1 pseudogene is annotated in these 235 nt (G+C 69.8%); it reads left to right on the top strand.

From position 1 onward, the window contains the following. Positions 1-235: pseudogene (locus KVS67_RS14250) on the top strand (IS481 family transposase); the annotation flags it as partial.

The following is a 235-nucleotide window of genomic DNA, read 5'->3' on the forward strand; positions in this document are numbered from 1 at the left end:
CTGCCCCCGGCCGGGGAAGACCTGCGCCACCGACCCCAGAAGACCTCCGCGAGAGGGCCGGGGCCCATGGTGCACCTGGATGTGAAGAAGATCGGGAAGATCCCAGACGGGGGCGGCTGGCGTGCTCTCGGACGTGACAGTGAAGCAGGCCGTGCTTCCAAGCGCGGGCCTGGCCGGCGGGTCGGCTACGCCTATCTGCACTCGGCGATCGACGGGTTCACCCGGCTGGCCTACA

The sequence above is a fragment of the Micrococcus sp. GbtcB5 genome (assembly GCF_019091605.1).
Taxonomy (GTDB): Bacteria; Actinomycetota; Actinomycetes; order Actinomycetales; family Micrococcaceae; genus Micrococcus; species Micrococcus luteus.